Below are 21702 nucleotides of genomic sequence, written 5' to 3' on the forward strand. Positions count from 1 at the left end.
TCGCGGCGGTTCAGTGCTCGCTGCGCAACAGGCGGCGCAGGTGATAGACGATATAGAGCAGCATGATCGCGAACAGCACCACGGCGATCGCCGCCGAATAACCGAGCCGGTAGTACTTCACGGCCTGGTCGTACATGTAGTACGCGAGCACGGTCGAGCTTTCGAACGGTCCGCCGCCCGTCATCACGGCGATCAGGTCGAAGCTGCGCAACGCGCCGATGATGGTGACCACCACGGCCATGAACGTCACCGGGCGCAGTTGCGGCAGGATCACGTGCCAGAGCATGGTCCAGCCCTTCGCGCCTTCCATGCGCGCGGCTTCGATCTGCTCGCTGTTGAGCGTGGTGAGGCCGGTGAGGTAAAGGATCATGCAGTACGCGGTTTGCGGCCACAGCGCCGCGAAAATGATGCCGGCCGTGGCGTAACGCGGGTCGCCGAGCACCGGAATGCCGTGGCCCAGCAACAGCGCGAGCAGGCCGAACGTGGGATCGTAAAACCACGAGTAGATAAGCCCCACCACCACGCCGGAGAGCACGAAGGGCGCGAAGAACAGCGACTTCACGAAGCGTATGCCGCGCACGGCCTGGTTCAGATACAGCGCGATCGCCAGCCCCAAGGGCGGCGCGAGCAGGAACAACGCCAGCCAGATCACGTTGTTCTTGAGCGCCGTGTAGAACGTGGGCGCCTCGAACAGTTCGACGTAATTCGCGAACCCCACGAAGGTCGCGTCGCTCATGCCATCCCAGTTATAGAGCGAAAGCCGCAGCGTGGAGAGAATCGGCCAGATCACATACACCGCGAACATGATGCACGCGGGCGCCAGAAACAGGCACGCGGCGCGGCGCTGCCGGCGTGCCGTGGGCGAGGCGCGCCGCTTTTTGGGCGCGTGCGTGCCGCTCGCGCGCATGCCGCCCGGCCCCGGATTCGCGCCGGGCGGCACGGCGCCTTCCACGCGCTGCGCAACGGCCTGCGCCGTGGGTGGCGTCATTGCCTGCGTCACTGCCTGTCTCACGGGCAACCTCCTCTCTGGACTGCGCGGCGAGCGCCGCCATTCGCAGCACTCGCCTTTCCTCAGGATGACTTATTTCTTGTAGATACGCTGACGCGCCTGCTCGAGCTGGGCGAGAATCGCGTCGATCTTGCTGGGATCGGACATGAACTGCTGCATGCCCTTCATGCCTTCGTCGGCCATTTCCTTCGTCATGTCGCGGTCGTAGAACTGCGCAATGCCGCCCTTGGTGTTGGCGAGAATCTGGAAGCCGATCTTCGAAATGGGATCGTCGGGTTCCGGCGACTTGCTGTTCGCCGAAAGCGAGCCCAGACCCTTCGCCAGTTGCGCACCCACCGCCGGCGTTTCCGCGAAGGCGAGGAACGCGTGCGCGTCGGCCTTGTTCTTCGCCTTCGCCGGAATATGCAGCGACTCCACCGGACCGTCTTCGGCGGTAGGCACGTTCGCGTCGATGATCGGGAACTGGAAGTAGCCCATTTGCTGCTTCACCGTGGGGCTGAAACCGCCCGTGATGAAGGTGCCCATCAGCATCATCGCCGCCTTGCCCTGGAACAGGAACGGCTGCGCCGCATCGAGATCGTAGGACAACGAATTGTCGATGAAGTACCCCGCGTCGAGCAGTTGCTTCCACGTGGTGTAGACCTTTTTCACGCGCGCGTCCGTGTACGGCACTTCGCCCGCCATCAGCTTCTGGTGGAACGCGTTGCCGTTCAGGCGCAGGTCGAGATAATCGAACCAGCCCGCCAGCGTCCAGGCGTCGCGGCCGCCCACGGCGATCGGCGTGATGCCCGCAGCCTTGAGCTTCTTGCAGTCGTCGAGAAACTCATTCCACGTTTTCGGCTCGTTCGCAATGCCGGCCTTCTGGAACAGGTCCTTGCGATAGAACATGCCCCACGAGTAATACACCGTGGGCGCTGCGTACTGTTTGCCCTGGAACGACGACGCTTCCTTCGTGGAGGCGTACATGCTGTCCCAGTTGTTCTTCTGCCAGTCGCCCGACAGGTCTTCGAACAGGCCGCGCTTCGCGTAATACGCCATGCGCTCGCCGTCGTGCCAGTTCACGATATCGGGCGGCGCGGTCGTGAGCCAGTTGGGCAGTTGCACCTTATAGGCTTCTTCGTCGACGAACGACACTTTCACGTCGGTGCCGGGGTGCGTTTTCTTGAACTCGTCGATCACCTGCTGCCACACGGCGCGCTGGCTCGCGCCCTTGAACGCGATGTTCACTTCGAGCGTGGCGGCCTGCGCGACGCCCGCGATCGCACTCGCCGCGAGCGCCACGGCAACGAGCATCGTGCGCGGTCTGAAGGTCTTGCCGATCATGCATGTCTCCTGGTTTTACGTCGTTGTCGGTGCTGCATCGGTTGCGAAGGAACGCGTTCAGGACGCGCGGTACGCGGCCACGCCCTGCGGTTCTATGGTACGCGCGCCGATCACGAATGCCTCGTCGGGAATGTCCGCAGGCACGACGTGTTCGCGCGGGCCGTAGTTGAACACCCACGTGATGCCACCGCGGCGGCTCGTGCGCACGGCGTCGCCGAGCGCGCGCGGGGCGAGACCCGCTTCGCGCGCGATGCGGGCGAACAGCGCCTCGGTCGTGGCGTCGTCGAACAGGCTCGCAAAGTAATGGGTCGCGCCGCTCTTCACGTACGCGGGATGGCCGTCGCCGAATGTCGCGCGTACTTCGGGCACCACGTAGTCGCCGTGCGCCGTGTGGGCGCCCAGTTCGATCAGATCGCGCCAATGCCGCGCATGGCCTTCGTGCGTGCCGTTCGCGGCGCGTTTATCGTCAGCGACCCCATCGGCATCGAAGCGCACCGGCTCCGTCACGTTCGGCCGCATCGACTCCACGCGCCACACGCGCAACGGCAGCAGCGCGGCGAGCGGGCCCGGCGGCAGGTTGCCGGGAATCTGCAGGTCGACCGTCTTCGAACCCGTGCGCGGACCGATCACCACCTGCGCGCCCGAATCGGCGAGACGCTGTGCGAAATCGTCGGGGACGACCGGCAACGGCGGCACGACCACGAGTTGATAACCATCGAGCGGCGCATGCACCGGAACGATATCGACGTCGAACCCGAGCGCACGCAGCGCGGAATAGTATTCGACGGCAAAGCGCGGGTAATGAAAGTCCGCGCCTTGCGGATGAATCTCGAACAGCCACTTCGCCTCGTAGTCGAACACGAGCGCAACCCGTGTCTTCACGTCGAAGTCGCCATCGCCCTGCGCCGCCAGCACCGCTTCGATTTCCTCGGCCACGCGCGCCGCTTCGGCCGCGCCGATATCGGGGCGATTGTCGGGCGTATTGAGGCCCGCGTGCATCTGCTCCTGCGCGAACGGCGCCTGCCGCCAGCGGAAATACGACACGCAGCCCGCGCCATGCGCGAACGCTTCCCAGCTCCACAGGCGCACCATGCCGGGCAGCGGCGCCGGATTCCAGTGCGCCCAGTTCACGGGACCGGGCTGCTGCTCCATCACCCAGAACGGCAGCTTCGACATGCCGCGATACACGTCGTGATTGAACGAGGCGAAGTCGGGGTGACCCGTGCGCAGGAAGCGCGCTTTCACCTCGGGTGCATACCACTGCTCTTCGAGCGCGCCGAGCGGATAACTGTCCCACGTCGCGACGTCGAGATCGGCGGCCACCTTGTAGTGATCGAACTCCGTGAAAAGCTGCATGAAGTTGTGCGCGATGGGCCGCCCCGGCGAATGCGCGCGCAGGATATCGACCTGCATGCGGTTGTAGCGCTGCACTTCGTCGGAAGCGAAGCGGCGATAGTCGAGCCGGTGCGAAGGATGCGCTTCAGTCACCGTGCCGATGGGCGCGTCGACTTCGTCGAAGCTGCGGTACTCCATGCTCCAGAACACCGTGCCCCATGCGGTATTCAGCGCGTCGATGCTGCCGTAACGCGCCTTGAGCCATGCCCGGAAGCGTTGCACGGCGGCGGCCGAATAACTGACCACGGTTTGATGGCAGCCGTATTCGTTATCGGTTTGCCAGTACGCCACCGCGGGGTGCTTGCCGTAGCGCGCGGCCACCGCCTCGCAAATCTTTTTCGATGCCTCGAAATACGACGGCGACGAAAAATCGTAATGACGCCGCGAGCCGAACGCGCGCACTCGGCCATCGGCGCCCACCGGCAGAATGTCGGGATGCAGGTCGATCAGCCACTTCGGCGGCGTGGCCGTGGGCGTGCACATCACCACTTGCAGTCCCGCCGCGCCCAGCGTGTCGATCGCGCGATCGAGCCAGCCCCAGTCGTATTCGCCCGGCGTTGGCTCGATGCGGCTCCACGCGAATTCGGCGATCCGCACCTGCTCGATGCCCAGCGCCTTCATGCGCGCGGCGTCGTCTTGCCACATCGCTTCGGGCCAATGCTCGGGGTAATAACAGACTCCAAGGCGCATGCCAGTGTCTCCGGTTTTCGTGTTTGTGTGTACGTTCGGGTCTTGCGTGGTTACCGTGCCTAAGCCGCGCACGCTCAAAGCGCAGGCTGGGCGGCGGCCACGAGCGGCGCGACGGCGAAACCGTCCTCCGCGAACAGATGGCACGCCGCTGCATTGGCCCGAAACTGCGCAGGCTCGCCGCTTTGCAGACGCGCGTCGCCGGGCGCCTTGGCGATGAGCGCAGCGCCGCCGGGCTGTTCGAGATGCACGTAGCTGTGCTCGCCGAGTTCTTCGATCAGCGTGACGGCCCGGCGAATTACCAGGGAATCCTGATGATCGAGCGATGCTGCTGGCGCCGCGCCTTGCAGTTCGAGATGCTCGGGCCGCACGCCCAGCGTGACGCTCGCGCCCACGGCAAGCCCGTCGCCCCGCACCGCGAGGCGCACGCTTTCGCCGCTGCCTTCGAGCGTGACGCTCACGCCATTCGCCTCGACGGCATGCACGCGCGCGGGCAGGAAGTTCATGCGCGGCGAACCGATGAAGCCGGCCACGAAGCGACTCGCGGGGCGGTGATACAACTCGAGCGGCGCGCCCACCTGCGCGATGCTGCCGTATCGTTCGGTATCCTGACCGCTATGCAGCAGCACGATCTTGTCGGCGAGCGTCATCGCCTCGATCTGATCGTGCGTGACGTACACCACGCTCGCCTGGGCGAATTGCCGGTGCAAACGCGCGATTTCGATACGGGTCTGGCCACGCAACGTGGCGTCGAGGTTCGAAAGCGGTTCGTCGAACAGAAACACGCCGGGCTCGCGCACGATCGCCCGGCCAATGGCCACGCGCTGGCGCTGGCCGCCCGAGAGCGCCTTGGGATGGCGGTCCAGCAGCGCTTCGAGTTGCAGCACGCGCGCCGCCTCGCGCACCTTGCGGTCGATGTCGGCTTTCGGCAGCTTCGCGAGCTTGAGACCGAACGCCATGTTCTCGTACACGGTCATGTGCGGAAACAGCGCGTAGCTCTGGAACACCATCGCCACGCCGCGCTGTGCCGCGCCCACGTCGTTCACGAGCTTGCCGCCGATCGAGACGTCGCCGTCGGTCACGTCTTCGAGACCCGCGATCAACCGCAGCAGCGTGGACTTGCCGCAACCCGAGGGGCCGAGAAACACGCAGAACTCGTTATTGCCGATTTCCAGATCGACGTTGCGAATCACCGGCGGGTTGTCGCCGAATGCCTTCTGCACGCCGCGTAACGAAATACTCGCCATCGCTCCGGTCTCCATGTTCTAATCGCCACGACACGGAGATTAAGCGCTTAACCAGCAGGCCTGAAAAAAACGATCGCGATGCGATCAGCCTGCTGCGTCTCCATGATCGTTCTGATTGTGCGGCTTATGGTGCAGCGTTCTGTCACGATCAGGCAAATGTTGAATGACCTTCCCACATTTTGAGATCAAGCTCGTCGAATTCGAGATATCGAAATGGGGATATCGATTACGGACCGCATGGCCACCCTGAACGAAGTCGCGCAGCGCGCCGGCGTCACGCCCGCCACCGTCTCCAACGTGCTGCGCAATCGCGGCCGCGTGGGCGAAGCAACGCGCCAGCGCGTGCTCGAAGCCGTCGCGGCGCTCGGTTACCGGCCGCATCTACCGGCGCGCGCGCTCGCCGAAGGCCGCGCGCCCACCATCGCGTTGATGGTCTCGAGCATCGCCAATCCGTTTTATCCGGAGTTCGCGCTCGCCGTGGAAAACGCGCTGCGGCGCAGCGGCCAGTTCCTCATCATCTGCAATACCGACGGCGACCCGCAAACGGGCCGTGCCTATCTCGACCAGATCGCCGGCACGCTCTCGGCGGGCGTGCTCGTCATGAACGCGAATCTCGATTTCGCCGACCTGCGGGCCACCGAGCGGCGCGGCGCGCCCGTGGTGCTGTGCATGTGGGAGCGGCCGCACGACCCGCCCGGGTTACCCTGCGTGGCCGTCGACTTCGGGCTCGCGGGCATGCTCGCGGCGCGGCATCTGCTCGAACTCGGGCATCGGCGCATTGGCGCGATCGTCGGCAGCAAGATCTCGGGCATTCACGCGGCGCGCTACGAAGGCTTCCTCGCGGCAATGAATGCGGCCGGGCTCGACGGCGCGCGCGCGCCCGTGCTCTACGCGCCGGACACCACGCAAGGCGGCTACGCGGCCACGCGCGAATTGCTGGCGCGGCATCCCGACCTCACCGCCGTCTTCACGACCAACGACCTGCCCGCGCTGGGCGCGATGCAGGCGGCCGCCGACCTCGGGTTGCCCGTGCCCGCGGCGCTCTCGGTAATCGGCATTACGGATATTCAGCTGGCGCGCGAGTCGCGCCCGGCGTTGACGACCGTGGCGGTGCCCACGGTGGAAGCGGCGGAACTGGCGGTGGCGTTGTTGCAGGAACTGGTCGAGCAGCCCGCGAAGGCGGCCGGGCGCGTGTGCGTGACCTCGGCGCCGGAGCTGGTGGTGCGCGGTTCGACGGCGCGGCCGCGAGCGTGAGGCTGCGCCCGGGTGTGTGCCCGAGCGCCGTGGCGGCTACAGTCGCGATCTCCGCGCGAACAACGCTCAAGCGATGCCGTCGCGCATCGCGTTGGTGTCCTGCGTCGAGCGCCACGCGGCGAAAGTGACGAGGCCGGAAGGCAAACCCGCGTCGCCAATGCGAGTCCAGCTCGTGAATGTGTCGTCGAGGCCGGGCACGGGTTCGGGCGTTGCGAATTCCACGCGCGACATGCCGGGCCGGTAAGCCTCGTTCGGCCAGTACACGGGCATGATGCGTCGCGCGGCCATTTCTTCGCGCAACGCGGCCGGGCCGCCTTCGTCGGTGACCACGTCGCATTGCGCGGCCCAGTCGTGGCTGTCCCACGCGAGAAACACGCCGGCGCTGCCTTCGGCGTCGAACGTGAGCACCGCGTTCTGCTCGGGCCGCCAGTAGTATTCGACGATACGCTCGCGCTGCACGACCTCGTGCAACGCCTCGGCGACATGGCGGTTCGCGTAGATCGCGCCCACGTCATGCACGCCGATATGGCCGCGCCGCGCGCAGAACTTGCGCTTGGCGTCGGCGATCGCGCCGCTCAGCTTGCGCGGCATCTCGGGATCGGACTTCTTCACGTAAAAGTCGATCAGACCCGCGTTGAAGGCATCCACGGCGTGCGATTCGTTGGCCGTGGCCGTGAGCAGAATGCGTGCGCACGCAACGTCTTTGACTGCCGTGAGAAATTCGATGCCGTTCATCTCCGGCATTTCGTAGTCCACCACGATCGCGGCGATGTCGTTGAAGCGCGCCGTGTCGGTCATCACGTCCTGGCCGAGCGCGTTGCCCCCCTTCTTCTCGAACTCCGACCATGCCTCGCCCGAGGTGGGGTTGTGCACCCGTTGACGCGGCTCGTGCGAGCGCACATAACCCAGCGCCTCGGAGGCGTGCGTGAAATAGCGGTCGGTGCCCGCGCCGGGAAACAATCCGCGCAGCGCATAGAGAAAATCCGGACTGTCGTCGAGAAACACGACGGACACGGGATGAAAGACCGGCTGTCTGACGATGGTACTCATAAATGTCTCGATAAGCGGGTGGCGCCCCTGGCGGGCCCGGCTTGCGGCCCTCCGGCGGCTCCGCGCCCGCGCGACCTCCTGCGGCCGCGGCGCGCCCTGCCGGGATACGTCGATTCAACGATGCAAAAGCGCTTCACGCGCGACGATCAAGCACATTTGAGGCCCGCCGCGGGAAAACCCTTCGATTATGGGGCTTCACGGCGTAGCGCAGCAACTTTGCGGGCATGCCATGCGCATATTCCCTACGCGCAAACGTTATCGTATTTACCGCGCATAACTCAATTCGCCTATGTGGGCTATGCGGTATTTGGCGTGCGGGAACGCGAAGAGAATGCAGGCAGGTCGTCCCTTTTTACGACGACCCGCGCGGCTGCCGCCTGCAGCCTTCATCTGGAGTCAACTGATGTACGCACGCGAATCCATTCCCGCCGTATTTTCCCGTGGCACCGCCGGCTTCACCGGCGAAATCATGGAAGCGACGCCGAGCAAGACGTTCCATCACGTCATCGACATCTATTTGAAGGACTCGAACGCTTTCATGAACACCTATTTCGCACGGTATTTCGAATGGCAGGGCATTTGCCGCGAGCGCTGGTTTCATGAGTGCATCCACAACAATCTGCTCGCCGCGGGCGGCGTGTTCGTGACCAAGCGCGCGCACCAGGAATATGTGCAGGAGACGTTCCCGTTCCAGCGCGTGGATTGCTACCTCAACACGTACCAGGTGCGCCAGTGCTCCGCGTACCTCGTATTCCGCTTTTGCGTGGACGGCCGCCCCGTCTCGCTCGGCTATCAGCAGATCCTGTTCGCGGGCACCGACAAGCGCATCCGCCGCTTTCCGCCCGGCATACTCGAACGCGTGAAGGAATATGAACTGATCCTGCCGGCGGGCTCGAACTAAGCCGCCGCGCGCCTCGAAGCAGGTCGCATTTATCCCGCGAAGTCCTGTCCCGCTGTCCAGCGGCGGGGCTTCGCCGGCGCCTCGTGCAACGCGCGGTCGGCGGCGGAACCGGGCTCCGGCAGGCAGATCGTGAAGGTCGTGCGCATGTGGGGCACCGACTCGCAGGCGATCGTGCCGCCCAGCGCCTCGGCCACGCGGCGGCAGAATGTGAGACCCATGCCCGCGCCGCGCCCGTGCGACTTGGTCGAGTAGAACGGGTCGAAGATGCGCGGCAGGATTTCGGCGTCGATGCCGGGGCCGTTGTCGGAGAAACGCAGCACGCAATAGCCGTTTTCACGGCTCGCGGCGATCTCCACGCGGCCTTTTGCGGCGCGCCGGTTGTCGCCGCCAGGCGCGCCTTCGAGCGAATAGAGCGCGTTCTTCAACAGATTGAACAGCATGAACACGACGAGCGAATCGGACCCGGAAAAGCTCAACAGCGGGTCGATGGGCGCGACCTCCACGCGCTCGCGCTCACCCGGCCGGAACGGAAAGCGCTCCAGTGCCGCGTTCACGCACGAACGCACCGGGTAGCTCTCGAAGCTGCGCCGGTCGAGCCGGTCGAGCGTGAACGACGCGAGCGACATCTCCACCACGGTGCTGGTGCTGTCCACCTGCCGCCGGATCGAGGTGGCGAGCGACGAGAGGCGCTCCGATTGCCCCGGATACAGCCCGTCGACGCATAACTGATGCTGCACGGCCAGCTGATAGCCGCGCATGAGTTCGGGCAGCACGTTGCCGATCTCCTCCGCATGCATGCCGATCGCGGCAAGCGGCGTGGCCACTTCGTGCGCGACCGTCGCCGCGATCAGATACGGACGCATCAGGCCGAAGCGCACGATCGTCACGGCGAGAATGCCGAGGCTGACGGCGATGAACACCGCGCCCACGGGATAAAACGCCACGCCGTAATTCACGGCGTAATCGCTCGCCGCCACCGAATAGAGACACAGGCTCAGGAGGCACAGATCGAGCAGCCGGCGCCGGTCGTGCGCCGGGCTCTGGCGGCGCGCGGCGATCAGCAGCCAGGCGCTGCGGCAGGTCAAGAGCACCGTTTGCAGCACGTGCACCGGATGCAGCAGGCCCGCCCTGGGGTAACGGCCGAAGAAGAACGTGCCGTAGCCGTCGACGACCTTGTCGGTCATCAGCAGCAGCGCCGCGAGCGCGAGGCTCAGCGCATACGAGAGCATGAGCGGCACGCGCTCGCCGCGCCGCCCGCTCACCTCGATCATGAAGTGGTAGACCGTGGTTGGCAGAAACAGGATGAACAGATACCCAAGCTTGACGAGCGCGGCCGCCAGTTCGGGATCGGGCGTCTGGAACAGGAAAGCCCATGTGCCCTGCCAGATGAAGGTGGTCGCGCACATCAGGGCGAACGGCACCGAAAGGCGCGTGAAGCCTTCGGTCAGCAGCACATACACGCCGAATCCGAGGAACTGCGCGGACACGAACGCAGGCAGGATCGAATACATGATTGATCGCGTGGTTTTTGTTGTTCTGCGGCGTGAGGCCGTGGCGAGGTTCGCAAGCGCGCGCCGGTCGAATCGAATGCCGCGATTATCGCCGCGAACGGCGCGCCGTGGCGAAAAAATGACGCACTGCGGCGCACTTGATGCCGCGCGCGTATTGATGCTTCACGCGTGCTTCATTTACACGCCGCGCGAATGCCGCTTCCCGTTCACGCCGATACGGCCGCACCCTCGCGCACGAAGCGCCGCCGGTATTCGGCCGGCGTCACGCCCACGTGCTTGAGAAAGGCGCGCCGCAAGGTGTCCGCATTGGCGAAACCGCAGCGTGTGGCCACGCGTTTGGGCGCCTCGGCCTCGGTTTCGAGCAGGTCGCGCGCCGCGGCCACCCGCACCGTCTCGACCCACGCGGCCGGCGTCACGCCCACTTCCGACTGAAACAGCCGTGCGAAGTGGCGCGGACTCAAGCCCACGCGCGCGGCCAGTTCGCCCACGCGGTGGCTCTGCGCGGGGTTCGCGGCCACCCAGCGCTGTACTTCCTGCAACGCCGAGCGCCCCGCTGGCCGCGTCTCGCCCATGCGGCTGAACTGCAACTGGCCGCCGGGACGTTTGAAGAACATCACGAGCTGGCTTGCCACGCGCATGGCCAGTTCGCGGCCCAGGTCCTCTTCCACGAGCGCCAGTGCGAGGTCGAGCCCGGCCGTGACGCCCGCCGCCGTGCGCAGCTTGCCGTCGCGCACGTAGAGCGAATCGGCTTCGATCGTCACACCGGGGCACGCCAGCGCGAGCGCGTCCACGGCGGACCAGTGGGTGGTGAGGCGGCGCTTGTGGAGCAGACCGCTCGCGGCGAGCGCGAACGCGCCCGTGCACACCGAGCCGAAGCGGCGGCTGCGTGCGGCTTGCGCGCGCAGCCATTCGCGCACGCGCGGCGACAGTTGCGCCGTGGCGGCGTCGGGGGCGCCCGCGACCAGCAAGGTGTCGATGCGATCCTCTGGCGCGTCCGACGACCCCGAGGAGTTTGGCGCACCGGCCACGGCGTCGGCGAGCAGGCGCACCCCGGAGGAGCTGCGGATCGGGCCCGCGCGCGTTGCGATCACGCGCAGGTCGTAGACGAGCCGGCCCGCCTCGATGTTGGCTTGCGCGAACACGTCGAGCGGACCGCTCACGTCGAGCAGTTGAACGCCGGGCAAGGCAAGAATAGCGACGATTCGGGCCATGATATGCAGACGAAAATGCGCCGGAGCGCGAACGGAACGCCAGGAAAAGCAGCGAGTTTGCCACGCTGAAACCGCCTCCCAATGCCGGTGTTCCGCCGATCTCGCGCCTGTGTCCGATAAGCGCGCGAAATGGCAGAAAATGACGGTTTGCGTCGATTGAGGACAATGGTCGCACAATCCAGAATGAAAGCCAACCCAACCGAAGGAGTCACACCATGGCTTTCGATCTCTCCGGCGTCGCCATTCCCGACAGCCGCCTCGCGCGTGAAATCACCGAACTCGTGCGCGATACCGAGTCGCCGTTGCTGTTCCATCATTCGAGCCGCGTCTATTACTTCGGCGCGCTCGCGGGCCACAAGCGCGGCCTCAAGTTCGACCGCGAACTGCTCTACGCGGGCGCCATGTTTCATGACATGGGCCTCATGCACTCGCATAGCAGCGAGCACGAGCGTTTCGAGGTGGACGGCGCGAACGCCGCGCGCGACTTCCTGCGCGGCCACGGCATTTCGCAGCACGACATCGACCTCGTGTGGACCGCCATTGCGCTGCACACCACGCCGGGCATTCCGCAGCACATGCATCCGGTGATCGCGCTCGTGACGGCAGGCGTGGAAATGGACGTGCTGGGCCTCACGTATCAGCAGTACAGCGACGCCGAACGCGAGGCCGTGGTGCATGCGCACCCGCGCAGCGAGCACTTCAAGGAAGACATCATCCAGGCGTTCTACAACGGCATCCAGCACAAGCCCGACACCACCTTCGGCAATGTCAAGGCCGACGTGCTCGCCGACAAGGACCCGCACTTCCACGCAGGCAACTTCTGCAGCGTGATCCGCCACTCGGCATGGCGCGCTTGACGGGGCGCTGGCGCGCAGAAGGCGCCCGGTTTCACGCGGCGCGGTGCGGTGTGGCCATGCCGATGGCAAGCGCGCCAGGCGCGGCCGCGTGAACCCGCCGCGCCGCCCCTCGAGCGATATCCACGCCGACGCGAGCGGGGCTACGCCGCGAAGGCAGACGTGCAATGCATGCGCGAACCCGAACCCGCCATGGCATCGCGCGCGACCGCCTTGCTCAGCACCGCGCTGTCGTACTCGCGGCCGCCAAACCGCACGACATCGACGAGCGCGAAGCCCTGCGCCCGATAGAACGCGATCAGATGCGCGGCGGGAAACGGCGTGTCGAGCGCGAGGTACGTCAGGCCGCGCGTAGCGGCCCATTGCGCGGCGAACGCGAGCAACGCGCGACCGATGCCGCGCTTTTGCCAGCCCGGTTCGATGCCGAACTGATGCACCGAAGCCACCGCCTCGCGCCGATACACTTCGCAGGCCGAACGAGTATCGCTTTGCTCCATCGTCAACGTGCCCACGATGCGGCCGTTGCACACCGCCACGAAGCAATCGCCCGCGAGCGCGCGCTCGCGTGTGGAGGCCGCGTCCTGATCCGCGCAGGCGCAATGCAGGCCGAGCGCCGCGAGAGGCGCGAATGCGCGATGCAGCAAGCGCGTGAGCGCTTCCCACGAGTCGTGGCGCGGATCGAAGCGCCGCAGCACGAGCCGGCCAAGGCCGGGCCGCACGCTCGTGAGCGTGTCGTTCCGATACAGCGAGCTACGCGGGATCGTCATGACCGGTCCAGAAGTTTCGATCTGCCGAGTCTAGATTTGCGCGCCCGGGGTCACAAGAAAAAATCCCGTAAAAAAACGGGCCGCCGCAAGATCCACGAACCCCTGTGAAACGCGCGAACGCCCGGCGCGCCCGCGCGAGCGGCGTCACGCGCCGCGCTGTCATAATGTCGGTCTGGACATCGGAGAATCGACATGGCGCATGGCGAACACACCTACCGCGTGACGGTGCAGTGGACCGGCAATCGCGGCAGCGGCACCTCGGGCTATCGCGACTACGACCGCGACCATCTGATCCGCGCGAGCGGCAAACCCGACATTGCCGGCTCGTCGGACCCGGCGTTTCGCGGGGACGCCGCGCGCTGGAACCCCGAGGAACTGCTGGTGGCGTCCACCTCGGCGTGCCACAAGCTCTGGTATCTGCACCTGTGCGCCGACGCGGGCATTCACGTGCTCGCCTACGAGGACGAAGCCGAAGGCACCATGGCCGACACGCCCGAGCGCACCGCGTTCACGCAGATCGTGCTGCACCCGCGCGTGACGATCCGCGCCACCGACGACCGCGATCTCGCGCTGCATCTGCATCACATGGCGCACGCGCAGTGCTATATCGCCAATTCGGTGAATTTCCCGATTCTCTGCGACGCGGTCATCGAACTGGCCGCGCCCGCGGCCTGACGCGGAGCGCGCATCGTCATGTCGACCCACACGCTGCAGGAACCCGTGGAAACGCTCGGCAGCTTCCTGCGCGAACGCCGCTCGCGTCTGCAACCCGAAGACGCCGAAGGCGCGAGCCGCCGCCGCACGCCGGGCCTGCGCCGCGAGGAAGTGGCCGCACGCGCGAACGTGAGCGTCGCCTGGTACACGTGGCTCGAACAGAATCGCGGCGGTCCGCCTTCCGCCGACGTGCTGGAGCGGCTGGCGCGCGCGCTCGAACTCGACGAGACCGGCCGCGAAATGCTGTTCCTGCTCGGCCAGCAGCGCCCGCCGCCGCTCACGCCGCCGCATCGCTCGCTCTCGGCGGCCGCCAATGCCGCGCCGTTCGAGGTCTCGCGGGCGTTGCAGGCGGTGCTCGACGGCCAGCCCTTGCATCCCGCCATCGTCAAGACGCCCGCCTGGGATATCGTCGCGTGGAACGAGGCCGCGAGCGCCGTGCTCGCCGACTACGAGGCCACGCCGCCCGAGCAGCGCAACGTGATGCGCCGCCTCTTCAGCGACCCGGCCGTGAAGGCGGCGCTGCCCGACTGGGAGCAGATCGTACGCTGGTCCGTGGCCGTGTTCCGCGTGGATATCGCGCGCTCGGGCACCACGCCCGAAGTGGCCGCGCTCACGGCCGAACTGCAGGCCGGCAACGCCGACTTCGCGCGCATCTGGGCCGAAAGCGAGGTGCGCAATCACGGCTCGGGCACGAAGCGCCTCATGCACGAGATCGCCGGGCCGCTTCAGCTCGACTATTCGGCGTTCGCGGTGGCCGACACGAATGCACTCACCATGATCGTATTCACGCCGGTCACGCCCGCCGACGCCCGCGCGATCGAATCGCTGATTTTGCAGCGTCGGGCGCGCAAGCACGCTGCCAACCCCGCCCAGTAATTCTGAAAGCGCGAATTGCCGGCATTCGCGCTGCTGCTTTAATCAGCGCCGTTATTACCCTCATTCGTCTTTTACCACGCGTTATTGCGGCTTTACCAGGAAGCCGCACGTCCGTTCGATTTAAATCCCTATTGGCTTCCGGGTTGACGATGGGCTTGCAAGTCCGGGAAACTGGCGATCGCCATTCATTAAATGGTTGCAAGCACAACTGATCGACCCACTCACTGGAACGACCGAGAAAATATTTTTCGCATTCATCGTGCCGCAAAATGGCACCGTCAAAATAAATAGCCGGTCATGCAAAATCGGCAAATACGTGTTGGCGCCGTTGCGCTCGCAACCAACCGGAAGCAGCGGCAGAAAATAACAATGGCAGTGTCGATCGCACTCTCGTGCTGTGCCCAGGCGATCGACGGCGGGGAAATACGATGTCACGAACAGAAAGCCTGAAAACCCGGTTGTACGCGTTGATCGCGTTGATCGCCCTTGCGTTTGTCGTGTCCAGCGTCTGGGCGGCGTGGCAGATGCGCAGCGCGCTGGTGGCGAGCCACGCGGTCGAACTCGAACATCTCACCGGCTCGCTGCGCAGCATGATGCTTGCGGAACAGGCGCAGGCCGCGGCGAACGGGCTGAGCGACGCGCAGGCCCAGGCCAACGTGCTCAAGCAGATCCACAGCATGCGTTACGGCGAAGACGGCTACTTCTTCGTGGTCTCCGACGACACCGTACTCCTCACGCACGCCAACGAGTCGCTGATCGGCAAGAACGTGGGCGACTTCAAATCCGCCGACGGCAAGTTCATCTATCGCGATCTCGTGAGCCTCGGGCAGCGCAACGGCAAGGGCGAATACGATTACGATTTCCCGCGCCCCGGCGCGACCGTGGCCGAGCACAAGCTCGCTTACTACGTGTACGACCCGAAGTGGCACTGGCTGATCGCCACGGGCGTGTATATCGCCGACGTCGACGCCGCCTTCCATCTCGCGCTCGAAAAGCAGATGGCGCTCACGGTGCTCATCATCGTCGCGCTGCTGATCCTGATCCAGGTGGGCACGCAGCGCATGATGCTCACGCCCATCGCCAACGCGATGACGGCGTGCGAGGCCATCGCGGCGGGCGACCTCACGCGCGACGTGCCCACGGCCGCGCCCGGCGAGATCGGCCTGCTGATGCGCGCGCTGCGCACCATGCAGGAGCGGCTCGCGGCCACCGTGGCCGAGATCGGCACGTCGAGCCACGCGGTGAGTTCGGCCGCGCACCAGGTCACGGCGGGCAGCACCGACCTGTCTTCGCGCACGGAGGAGCAGGCGGCCTCGCTCGAACAAACGGCCGCGAGCATGGAAGAACTGACGGTCACGGTCAGGCAGAACGCCGAAAGCGCGCGCCACGCGAGCAGCCTCGCCGACGACGCGAGCGCGGTGGCGAGCGAAGGCGACGGCATCGTGGGCCGCGTGGTCGAGACCATGACGGACATTCGCGACAGCTCGCACAAGATCGCCGAAATCATCGGCATCATCGAGGGCATCGCGTTCCAGACCAATATCCTCGCGCTCAACGCCGCCGTGGAAGCGGCGCGCGCGGGCGAGCACGGGCGCGGTTTCGCGGTGGTGGCGAGCGAGGTGCGCGGGCTCGCGCAGCGCTCGTCCACGGCGGCGCGCGAGATCAAGGTGCTGATCGAAACCTCGGGCGAGCGCGTGCTGGCGGGCACCGCGCTGGCCTCGGAAGCGGGCGCGACCATGCACAAGGTGGGCGTGGCGATCCAGCGCGTGACCCAGGTGATGAGCGAGATCGCCTCGGCCTCGAACGAGCAGAGCCGCGGCATCGACCAGATCAATCAGGCCGTCTCGCAGATGGACGCCATCACGCAGCAGAATGCGGCGCTGGTGGAGCAGGCGAGCGCGGCTGCGAGCATGCTGCAGGACCAGGCCGAGCATCTGCGCGCCGCGGTGTCGGTGTTCCGCACGCGCGACACAGCGGGCGCGTGAAGCGCGCTTTGGCCGCGGGGGGATACGTTTGGGACACATTCGCGACACGTTCGGAACGCGCCCGGGACACATCGGCGCGCAAGAACGGAACCCGGGACGCGCTCGACCGGTCTATCGCCGATGACCTCCCGATCTCGCTTACCACTCGCACGTTTGACCGGCCTGCTCGCGTGCCTCTTTGCCGGGGTTGCGCTCGGCGCGCCCCTGGCGGCGCAGGCCGCCGCGCGCGGCCAGGCTCACGCCACGCCGCAGTCCCACTCCCACGCACCGGCCAGGGCTAAAAAGCCGCGCAAGAAGAAAGTGGCGCGCAAGGCCCGGCCCGTGCATCGCTCGATGCCCGCCGACGCGCCCGCCGCCCGGCTCGCCGCCAAACGCCGCGCCAAACGCCTGCGCGCGCGCCATCTCGCGCGGCATGGCGCGCGCCCGCATGCTTCGCATCACGCGTCACACGGCGCGCGCGTTCATCACGCACCGCACGTATCGCACCACGCACAGCATGCACCGCACGCGCCGCGCGCACCGCATACGACCGCGCCCGCATCGCCCGCGCCGCTGACATCGCAAGCGCCGCTCGCCGGCTCGCCGAACCCGGCACCGAAGGTCAACTACGCCCCGCGCCTGCTCGCGCGCTGCGGCTTCACGCCCGCCTCGCAGCGGCATCTGTTTTCGCACGCGGTGTATATCGTCGACGAAAACACCCACACGCCGCTCTACGCGCGCAACGCCGACGCCGTCGCGCCCATTGCCTCGGTCTCGAAGCTGATGACGGCCATCGTCTGGCTCGACAGCCCGCACGCGCCCTTGCCGCGCCGTATCGCCGTCACCACGGCCGACCTCGACAGGCTCAAGTTCACGCACTCGCGCCTCGACGTGGGCTCTCGTGTGACGCGCGCGAACATGCTGCATATCGCGCTCATGTCATCGGAGAATCGCGCGGCGGCCGCGTTGAGCCGCGACTATCCGGGCGGCCGCCCGGCCTTCGTCGCCGCAATGAACGCCAAAGCGCAACGCCTCGGCATGACCCATACGCGCTTCGTCAACGGCACGGGACTTTCGCCGCTCAACGTCTCGACAGCGCGCGAACTCGCGAATCTCGTGCGCGCCGCCAACGGCTATGCGCTCATACGCCGCTATTCGATCGATCATCAGGAACGCGTGTCCACCGGCCTCGGCCAGTTGCAATACGTCAACAGCAATCGCCTCGTGCGCTACGGCCAGGTGCGCGCGAGCGTGCAGAAAACCGGCTTCATCAACGAGTCGGGCCACAACATGGTCATGCGCGTGATGGTGCACGGCCGCCGCCCCGTGATCGTGACCCTGCTCGGCAGCACCACGCCCGAAGGCTCGAGGCTCGACGGCGTGCGCATCGCGCACTGGCTGAACTGTTCGCTGCGCTGATCCGCCAGCGCGCCCACCCGCGCACTGTCACCACGGCACGGTGCGGCCCAGGTAGTCGAGGTAGTGCAGACCGCCGCGCCCGGCCTGCGCCTCGATCGTGTTCACGAGGTTGGGAATGCTCTCGCCGATACTCAGGCGCGCGCCGGGGCCGCCCATGTCCGTGCGTACCCAGCCCGGCGCCATCAGCAGAAGCGTTCGGGGGTCGTCGCGGTGCCGCGCCGCGTAGCTGCGCATGAACATGTTGAGCGCCGCCTTGCTGCCGCGATACACCTCGAAATTGCCGTTCTCGTTGTTCGCCACGCTGCCCTGCCCCGACGACATCACGCCGATCGTGCCGCCCGGCGCCACGAGGTCTTGCAGCGTCTCCACCACGCGCATCGGGCTCAGCGCGTTCGTGACCATCACGCGCGTGAACGCTTCGGTGGAGACATCGGCAATGGTCTCGCGGTCGTCGTTCTTCACGCCCGCGTTGACGAACAGCAGGTCCACCGGGCGGCCCGCCAGGCGCGCGCTCAGGCGTGCATGAAGCGCCGCGACCTGCTCCGTTTCGTTGATGTCGACGGTCTCCACCTCGAGCGCGCCGCCTGCCGTTTGCGCGCGCTGGCGCAGCGTATCGAGCGAACGGGCGCGGCCGGTGGCGATCACGCGCCAACCGCGCGTCAAATATTCTTCGACCATGGCGAAGCCGAGACCGCGCGACGCGCCAATCAACACAATCGTTTTTTGCATGTCGATGTCCTTTGCGAGCGGCCTCGCAACGTGCAGGCCGATACGCAACCCTAACGCCCTTGCGGACATGGCGGAAGGCGCGGCGCATGCAGTGATAAGCTGCACCGCACGCCTCATCCTCCATCACGATGCGCCGATGTCCGACCCCGATCTGAATCTGCTGCTCGCGCTCGACGCCGTGCTCGCCGAGCAAAGCGTGGCGGGCGCCGCGCGCCGTCTTTCGCTCAGCGCGTCGGCGATGAGCCGCACCTTGACGCGTCTGCGCGAGGCCACCGGCGACCCGCTGCTCGTGCGTGCCGGCCGCCGCATGGTGCTTACGCCGCACGCGCAGGCGTTGCGCGAGCGCGCGCGGCACGCGGCCCACGAGGCCCGTGCGGTGCTGAGCCCGAGCGTCACGGAACCCGACTTCCCCACGCTGCGGCGCACCTTCACGGTTCGCGCCAACGAAGGCTTCGTCGAGGCCTTCGGCGCGCCGCTCATCGCCGCGCTCACGGCCGTCGCGCCGGGCGTGCGTCTGCACTTCGCGGCCAAGCTCGAAAAGAGCGCCGCGCAGCTGCGCGAGGGCGCGGCCGACCTCGAGATCGGCGTATTGGGCGCGCCCGCGAAGATGGGACCGGAGATCCGTATTCAAGCGCTGTTTCGCGACCGCTTCGTGGGCGTGGTGCGCAAGGGCCATGCGCTCGAAGCAGAGCGCGAGATCACGGCCGCGCGCTATGCGTCGTTCGGTCACGTGGTGGCATCGCGCAGCGGCCGCGCGAGCGGTCCCGTCGACGAAGCGCTCGCCGCGCTCGGCCTCGAACGCCACATTGCGGCCGTGGTGCCGAGCTTTCCCGCCGCGCTCGCTGTCGCGCGCGCGTCCGACCTGATCGCGCTGCTGCCCGCTTCGTATCTGCGCAACGGGCAGGCTTCAATCGATACGCATCGCTTCGAATTACCCGTGAGCACGGCGAGCATCACCGTCTCGCAGATGTGGCATCCGCGTCTCGATGCGGACGCCGTGCACGCATGGCTGCGCCGCATCGTGCTCGATGTGTGCCGTCGCGAAGCGCCCTCGTGACGGCGATGGCGGCCCCGATCGCGCGCGTATTAGCAGAAAAATATTTCGTCGAAAAAACGGCGTTATTCAGCATAACCATGCTGCGATGGACGTTCGTTTGCGCACATCATCCCGAATAAGGCATACGTCAGAATTAACCATGTTGGTGTTACACTTCATCGCGCCCGCACCCTTGCGGCTACGGGCTTCGGTGTTCCCATTGCAACGCGCGTCTGCATCACGTCCACTTCTGTGATCGTGTCAGGTGCCGCTCGTGCGGCTACCCACCACGGGACGTTATTCGGCGCCCCACTGCGTTTTCCGGATTCGTCAGGTTCTTAGACCGTGTACTCTCAAACGCAAATCGACCCGGTAGTCAGCTTCCGCAACTCGCAGCGCGAACACGTGCGCGGGACCATCATCAATCTCCAGAGAAAGTCCCTCGTGATGGAGGTGTACAACCCGTACTCCATCGTGCAGGTCAGTGAGGTGTTGAGCGAACTGAGCGTGCGCATGGGCACGAAGCACGCTTACCTCGGCAAGGCCGTGGTCGTGAGTCTGGTGAACACCGGTCTCACCGCCGTGGTCTCGCTCGCGCTGATCGACGAATGGCGCGAACTGAGCGTGCTGCCCAACGAGCCGCGCTCGGTCGGGCGCGAGGCCGAGCAGTTCGTCACCGACTGGGACGCGCGCTTCAATATTCGCCGCGACTATCAGATCGTGGTGAACGAAATGCGCGCGTTTCTCTCGGAGGTGTCGCGCTGGGTCGAGCAGGTCGACCTGACCGAAAGCCTGCCCAAGAACGAAGGGCGCCTGCGCGAAGACCTGTTCTACGAGCTGGCCACGCCCATCATGCAGCGCACGAAGTCGTATCTCGTGCGGCTCGAGGAAGAGGCCGAGCGCGTGGACCCCGAAATCGCGCCCGTGCATCGCACCTATGCGCAGGCGGCGCTGCATCCGCTTCTGCTGCGCGCGCCGTTCGTCTACCGCACCTTCACCAAGCCGCTCGGTTATGCCGGCGACTACGAAATGGTGAACCAGATCCTGACCGATCCGCAGCAGGGGCCCACCACCTACTTCCAGATCGTCAATACCGCGTTCCTCAAGGCCGCCGTCGCCACCGCGCACCGCAACCGCATCACGCTGCTGATCGACTTCCTCACGCGCCAGGCCGAAGCCGCGCGCGACGCCGGGCGGCCGTTCCGCATCCTCAACGTGGGCTGCGGGCCCGCCTTCGAGATCCAGCGCTTCATGCGCGAGTATCCGCGCCCCGACCTGCTGGAATTCGAACTGGTCGACTTCAGCGAGGAAACGCTTGCGTTCACGAAGGCCGCGATCGAAGCGGCCGCGGCGGAAAACGGCCACAAGGTCAAGGTGCAGACAGTGCATCAGTCGGTGCACGATCTGCTCAAGCGCCGCATCAGCGCCGACCCGTCGCAGCGCGAGTTCGACGCCGTGTATTGCGCGGGCCTGTTCGACTATCTATCGGACAAGGTCTGCGCGCGCCTGCTCAGCTACTTCGCCGCGCGCACGCGCCCGAACGGCCACTTGCTGGTCACCAACGTGCATTTGTCGAACCCCGAGAAGTTCGGCATGGAGCATCTGCTCGAGTGGTATCTGATCTACCGCGACGAAGCCGGCATGCAGTCGCTCCTGCCCACCCACTCCACGGACCAGAAGCTCTACGTCGACGAGACCGGGGTCAACGTGTTCGCGGAAGCCACGATTCTTTAAAGCGCCAGCGCACACGCATTT

18 protein-coding genes are annotated in these 21702 nt (G+C 66.2%); 9 read left to right on the plus strand and 9 right to left on the minus strand.

What is annotated here, in order from left to right; translation table 11 throughout:
* Positions 1-10: 10 nt before the first annotated feature.
* The 4 genes from FAZ98_RS34330 to FAZ98_RS34345 form a co-directional block, all read right to left on the minus strand.
* Positions 11-907, minus strand: a complete 897-nt coding sequence (locus FAZ98_RS34330) for a carbohydrate ABC transporter permease (protein WP_233273046.1) — start codon at positions 905-907, stop codon at positions 11-13.
* 174 nt (positions 908-1081) lie between these two features.
* Positions 1082-2332, minus strand: coding sequence for an ABC transporter substrate-binding protein (locus tag FAZ98_RS34335; RefSeq protein ID WP_158958520.1), 1251 nt, complete (start codon positions 2330-2332; stop codon positions 1082-1084).
* A gap of 57 nt (positions 2333-2389) precedes the next feature.
* Positions 2390-4417: a beta-galactosidase gene (locus FAZ98_RS34340; RefSeq protein ID WP_158958522.1), complete on the minus strand. Its 2028-nt coding sequence runs from the start codon at positions 4415-4417 to the stop codon at positions 2390-2392.
* Positions 4418-4491: 74 nt separating this feature from the next.
* Positions 4492-5661 (minus strand): ABC transporter ATP-binding protein, encoded by a 1170-nt coding sequence (locus tag FAZ98_RS34345; protein ID WP_158958524.1) that lies wholly within the window; start codon positions 5659-5661, stop codon positions 4492-4494.
* 237 nt (positions 5662-5898) lie between these two features.
* Between FAZ98_RS34345 and FAZ98_RS34350 the strand changes: the two genes are divergently transcribed.
* On the plus strand, positions 5899-6915 hold the full coding sequence (locus tag FAZ98_RS34350; RefSeq protein WP_158958526.1) for a LacI family DNA-binding transcriptional regulator: 1017 nt from the start codon (positions 5899-5901) through the stop codon (positions 6913-6915).
* 66 nt (positions 6916-6981) lie between these two features.
* Here FAZ98_RS34350 and FAZ98_RS34355 read toward each other — a convergent pair whose 3' ends face one another.
* The gene (locus tag FAZ98_RS34355) at positions 6982-7965 is read right to left on the minus strand and encodes a response regulator (RefSeq protein WP_158958528.1); all 984 of its coding nucleotides are present in this window, start codon (positions 7963-7965) and stop codon (positions 6982-6984) included.
* 403 nt (positions 7966-8368) lie between these two features.
* On the opposite strand from FAZ98_RS34355, the gene FAZ98_RS34360 reads away from it, so the two are divergent.
* Complete coding sequence (locus FAZ98_RS34360) at positions 8369-8866, plus strand: acyl-CoA thioesterase (protein WP_158958530.1); 498 nt, start codon at positions 8369-8371, stop codon at positions 8864-8866.
* Positions 8867-8895: 29 nt separating this feature from the next.
* On the opposite strand, the gene FAZ98_RS34365 is transcribed toward FAZ98_RS34360, so the two are convergent.
* Entirely contained in the window at positions 8896-10377 is a 1482-nt protein-coding gene (locus FAZ98_RS34365; protein ID WP_158958532.1) for a sensor histidine kinase, read from the minus strand.
* Positions 10378-10583: 206 nt separating this feature from the next.
* Positions 10584-11588, minus strand: a complete 1005-nt coding sequence (locus tag FAZ98_RS34370) for a GlxA family transcriptional regulator (RefSeq protein ID WP_158958534.1) — start codon at positions 11586-11588, stop codon at positions 10584-10586.
* Positions 11589-11803: 215 nt separating this feature from the next.
* On the opposite strand from FAZ98_RS34370, the gene FAZ98_RS34375 reads away from it, so the two are divergent.
* Entirely contained in the window at positions 11804-12445 is a 642-nt protein-coding gene (locus FAZ98_RS34375; RefSeq protein WP_158958536.1) for an HD domain-containing protein, read from the plus strand.
* Positions 12446-12585: 140 nt separating this feature from the next.
* Here FAZ98_RS34375 and FAZ98_RS34380 read toward each other — a convergent pair whose 3' ends face one another.
* Complete coding sequence (locus tag FAZ98_RS34380) at positions 12586-13209, minus strand: GNAT family N-acetyltransferase (protein ID WP_158958538.1); 624 nt, start codon at positions 13207-13209, stop codon at positions 12586-12588.
* A gap of 192 nt (positions 13210-13401) precedes the next feature.
* On the opposite strand from FAZ98_RS34380, the gene FAZ98_RS34385 reads away from it, so the two are divergent.
* The 4 genes from FAZ98_RS34385 (at position 13402) to FAZ98_RS34400 (ending at position 18182) form a co-directional block, all read left to right on the plus strand.
* Complete coding sequence (locus tag FAZ98_RS34385) at positions 13402-13884, plus strand: OsmC family protein (RefSeq protein ID WP_158958540.1); 483 nt, start codon at positions 13402-13404, stop codon at positions 13882-13884.
* Positions 13885-13902: 18 nt separating this feature from the next.
* The gene (locus tag FAZ98_RS34390) at positions 13903-14799 is read left to right on the plus strand and encodes a helix-turn-helix transcriptional regulator (RefSeq protein WP_158958542.1); all 897 of its coding nucleotides are present in this window, start codon (positions 13903-13905) and stop codon (positions 14797-14799) included.
* A gap of 428 nt (positions 14800-15227) precedes the next feature.
* Positions 15228-16784, plus strand: coding sequence for a methyl-accepting chemotaxis protein (locus tag FAZ98_RS34395; protein WP_158958544.1), 1557 nt, complete (start codon positions 15228-15230; stop codon positions 16782-16784).
* Between the two features lie 120 nt (positions 16785-16904).
* Complete coding sequence (locus FAZ98_RS34400; protein WP_233272997.1) at positions 16905-18182, plus strand: serine hydrolase; 1278 nt, start codon at positions 16905-16907, stop codon at positions 18180-18182.
* A 27-nt stretch (positions 18183-18209) separates the two neighbouring features.
* Here FAZ98_RS34400 and FAZ98_RS34405 read toward each other — a convergent pair whose 3' ends face one another.
* Positions 18210-18911: an SDR family NAD(P)-dependent oxidoreductase gene (locus tag FAZ98_RS34405; RefSeq protein ID WP_158958546.1), complete on the minus strand. Its 702-nt coding sequence runs from the start codon at positions 18909-18911 to the stop codon at positions 18210-18212.
* A gap of 136 nt (positions 18912-19047) precedes the next feature.
* Here FAZ98_RS34405 and FAZ98_RS34410 point away from each other — a divergent pair, with 136 nt between their 5' ends.
* Positions 19048-19968: a LysR family transcriptional regulator gene (locus tag FAZ98_RS34410; protein WP_158958548.1), complete on the plus strand. Its 921-nt coding sequence runs from the start codon at positions 19048-19050 to the stop codon at positions 19966-19968.
* Between the two features lie 324 nt (positions 19969-20292).
* Complete coding sequence (locus tag FAZ98_RS34415; RefSeq protein WP_158958550.1) at positions 20293-21681, plus strand: class I SAM-dependent methyltransferase; 1389 nt, start codon at positions 20293-20295, stop codon at positions 21679-21681.
* Positions 21682-21702 lie beyond the last annotated feature (21 nt).

It is taken from the genome of Paraburkholderia acidisoli (genome assembly GCF_009789675.1).
Classification (GTDB): Bacteria; Pseudomonadota; Gammaproteobacteria; order Burkholderiales; family Burkholderiaceae; genus Paraburkholderia; species Paraburkholderia acidisoli.

Coding starts and splice junctions, on each gene's coding strand:
- FAZ98_RS34330 (WP_233273046.1), bottom strand. CDS start 907: ATGCGCGCGAGCGGCACGCACGCGCCCAAAAAGCGGCGCGCCTCGCCC.
- FAZ98_RS34335 (WP_158958520.1), bottom strand. CDS start 2,332: ATGATCGGCAAGACCTTCAGACCGCGCACGATGCTCGTTGCCGTGGCG.
- FAZ98_RS34340 (WP_158958522.1), bottom strand. CDS start 4,417: ATGCGCCTTGGAGTCTGTTATTACCCCGAGCATTGGCCCGAAGCGATG.
- FAZ98_RS34345 (WP_158958524.1), bottom strand. CDS start 5,661: ATGGCGAGTATTTCGTTACGCGGCGTGCAGAAGGCATTCGGCGACAAC.
- FAZ98_RS34350 (WP_158958526.1), top strand. CDS start 5,899: ATGGCCACCCTGAACGAAGTCGCGCAGCGCGCCGGCGTCACGCCCGCC.
- FAZ98_RS34355 (WP_158958528.1), bottom strand. CDS start 7,965: ATGAGTACCATCGTCAGACAGCCGGTCTTTCATCCCGTGTCCGTCGTG.
- FAZ98_RS34360 (WP_158958530.1), top strand. CDS start 8,369: ATGTACGCACGCGAATCCATTCCCGCCGTATTTTCCCGTGGCACCGCC.
- FAZ98_RS34365 (WP_158958532.1), bottom strand. CDS start 10,377: ATGTATTCGATCCTGCCTGCGTTCGTGTCCGCGCAGTTCCTCGGATTC.
- FAZ98_RS34370 (WP_158958534.1), bottom strand. CDS start 11,588: ATGGCCCGAATCGTCGCTATTCTTGCCTTGCCCGGCGTTCAACTGCTC.
- FAZ98_RS34375 (WP_158958536.1), top strand. CDS start 11,804: ATGGCTTTCGATCTCTCCGGCGTCGCCATTCCCGACAGCCGCCTCGCG.
- FAZ98_RS34380 (WP_158958538.1), bottom strand. CDS start 13,209: ATGACGATCCCGCGTAGCTCGCTGTATCGGAACGACACGCTCACGAGC.
- FAZ98_RS34385 (WP_158958540.1), top strand. CDS start 13,402: ATGGCGCATGGCGAACACACCTACCGCGTGACGGTGCAGTGGACCGGC.
- FAZ98_RS34390 (WP_158958542.1), top strand. CDS start 13,903: ATGTCGACCCACACGCTGCAGGAACCCGTGGAAACGCTCGGCAGCTTC.
- FAZ98_RS34395 (WP_158958544.1), top strand. CDS start 15,228: ATGTCACGAACAGAAAGCCTGAAAACCCGGTTGTACGCGTTGATCGCG.
- FAZ98_RS34400 (WP_233272997.1), top strand. CDS start 16,905: ATGACCTCCCGATCTCGCTTACCACTCGCACGTTTGACCGGCCTGCTC.
- FAZ98_RS34405 (WP_158958546.1), bottom strand. CDS start 18,911: ATGCAAAAAACGATTGTGTTGATTGGCGCGTCGCGCGGTCTCGGCTTC.
- FAZ98_RS34410 (WP_158958548.1), top strand. CDS start 19,048: ATGTCCGACCCCGATCTGAATCTGCTGCTCGCGCTCGACGCCGTGCTC.